Annotated in this window: 1 protein-coding gene and 1 pseudogene; both read left to right on the top strand. The window is 51.2% G+C overall.

Annotated features, from left to right (window positions below):
* Positions 1–502: 502 nt before the first annotated feature.
* The gene (locus tag WBV27_RS00790; RefSeq protein ID WP_424198552.1) at positions 503–1,897 is read left to right on the top strand and encodes an L-cystine transporter; all 1,395 of its coding nucleotides are present in this window, start codon (positions 503–505) and stop codon (positions 1,895–1,897) included.
* A 376-nt stretch (positions 1,898–2,273) separates the two neighbouring features.
* Positions 2,274–2,474: pseudogene (locus WBV27_RS00785) on the top strand (heavy metal translocating P-type ATPase); the annotation flags it as partial.

Genomic DNA, 2,474 nt, shown 5'->3' with positions numbered 1-2,474 from the left:
GACATCAGCGAAACGATCCAAAAGTTGGGCTACGAAGTCCAATCGGTCAAAGAATCCTAGATTATCATTGAGAAAGAGTTCCGGATCAGTCCGGAGCTCGTTTTTCTTGCAAATCCGGTTATTCCTGAACCGAGGGATATCAGTTGCTTTCGAAAAATAAGCATGTTATCATGAAAACACAAATGAAAATAAGTTGTGCGTTGAAGAGAAGAAGTACCTTTCACGGTCATCAAAGAGAGCCTCAGTCGGTGAGAAGAGGCATGGTCAGGAAAGCGAAAATGCGTCTCGGAGCAAAATGATGCGTTAGTGTCATTTCGGTTTGTACCCGATAGCGTACAGAAGTATGGCTGGTTTTGCGTACTTCATAAGGCACAATCTGCGAGGGTCGTGCGAATAAGGGTGGATCACGAAGAGCTTTCGTCCCTGTATTCCAAGCATTTGGAGTATAGGGACGAGGGCTTTTTTACGTTCTCGGAATAGATAAATTAAAGGAGGATTTCAAATGGACATCATTTCCATTGTCATTATTTTGGCCGTATTTGCGGCATTGCTTTTCGCACTTTATCGTTTAGGCGCCAAACACGTCAAGTTTTCAAAACGTGTTTTCATCGCGCTGGCTTTAGGGGTTATCTTCGGGGCCGCCATCCAGTTACTTTTTGCACCTGACAGCACAATCACACTGACTGCAATCGATTGGATCAATATCGTCGGTAACGGTTACGTCCGCTTCCTGCAGATGCTGATCATCCCGTTGATTTTCGTGTCGATCGTGGGCGCTTTTACACGCATCGAAGAAACCAAAAATCTGGGCAAAATCAGCGGATCCGTACTCGGCACTTTGCTTGGTACAACCGCCATCGCTGCCCTTATCGGATGGGCATCCGTCATCCTCTTCAATCTTGACGGTGCACAATTCACGCAAGGTTCCGCTGAAACTGCAAGGATCGAAGCCTTGACCACTCAACAGACGCAAGTCGCTGACTTGACTATTCCTGGTCAGGTGCTCAGCTTCATCCCGACCAACATCTTCCAGGATTTGGCCGGTCTGCGCAGCACAAGTACGATCGCCGTCGTAGTCTTTTCCGCTTTTGTCGGGATCGCTTATATGGGCATCAAGAAAAAGCAGCCTGAAAATGCCACCCTTTTCAACAAAGGACTGCAAGTCATCCAATCAATCGTTATGCGTATCGTTACCTTGGTTCTGCGCCTGACTCCTTACGGAATCTTGGCATTGATGACCAAAATGATGGCGACATCCAGTTACCAAGCCATCGTCAATTTGGGACTGTTCGTGGTCGCTTCCTATGCCGCTTTACTGGTCGTCTTGTTGGTACACAGCTTGATTCTGGCGGGAGTCGGCGTCAATCCGATCACCTATTTCAAAAAAGCTTTCCCAGTCTTGAGCTTCGCTTTCACTGCCCGTTCCAGCGCCGGCGCACTGCCTTTGAACGTTGAGACGCAAACGAAAGCATTGGGCGTCGATGATGCCTCCGCCAACTTTGCCGCCAGTTTCGGCCTGTCCATCGGTCAGAACGGTTGCGCGGGTGTCTACCCTGCCATGTTGGCGACCATCGTGGCGCCAACTTTGGGCATCGATGTCACCAGCATCGGCTTCGTATTGACGCTGATCCTGGTCGTGACAATCAGTTCCTTCGGTGTTGCCGGTGTCGGCGGCGGCGCTACCTTCGCCGCTTTGATCGTATTGGGCGCGCTGAACTTGCCTGTTACGATCGCCGGACTTGTCATCTCGGTTGAACCGGTGATCGACATGATGCGTACCTTGACTAACGTCAACGACAGCATGCTGGCGGGCGTCGTTTCTTCCCGAAACATTGGGGAATTCGACTCCTCCATCCTGAACGACGACGCTGCCGTTGTTGATGGGGATGCCATCTAGTCGTTTCTTCTATATAATGCTCGGCCCTGCCGAAGGACTCCGCTGTCTGCAATTTGCAGGCAGCTTTTTTGTGTTCGGATGCCCTCCGGTGACCGGGGGCGGTGCATTCCTCCGGCGAGGCTTCCCATACCGGAGAACAGCGGTAATGTGCGGGCTCTTCTCCTGCGAGCAGGTTCTCGTCGGAGCACAGCCCCCAGCCAGTCGCGCAACTCCCGCGAGCGCCTCTTCATCGGAGCTGAGGCCGCTCATCCGCTGCGTTGCTCCTGCGAAGAAGCCGTCGCGTATTTCCGCAACCAAAGCTTGACCATAATCAAGTCGCTTTCCTGCTTAATGACGTATGATTAGGCTATAGGAAATACAAGAGGAGGTCATTTAAATGATCAAATGGATCAACAAATACAAAAACCGCATTACCGCACTCTCGGGAGTCCTGATTGCAGTCGGCTTCATCCTGAATACCCTCGGCTATTCCGCTGCTGCCGACTACGCTCTGATCCTCGCGACGCTCATCGCGGTGGTTCCGATCATATACAAAGCCTACCTGGCGTTGCGGATGAAGGCTTTCAGCATCGAGTTG

The organism is Trichococcus sp. (genome assembly GCF_049589555.1).
Taxonomy (GTDB): Bacteria; Bacillota; Bacilli; order Lactobacillales; family Aerococcaceae; genus Trichococcus.
Note: the sequence above shows the minus strand (reverse complement) of the source record. Positions and strands in the feature narration are given on the sequence as shown.

What these genes read in the sequence shown, in the direction of transcription:
- WBV27_RS00790 (WP_424198552.1), top strand. Translation starts at nt 503, where the DNA reads ATGGACATCATTTCCATTGTCATTATTTTGGCCGTATTTGCGGCATTG.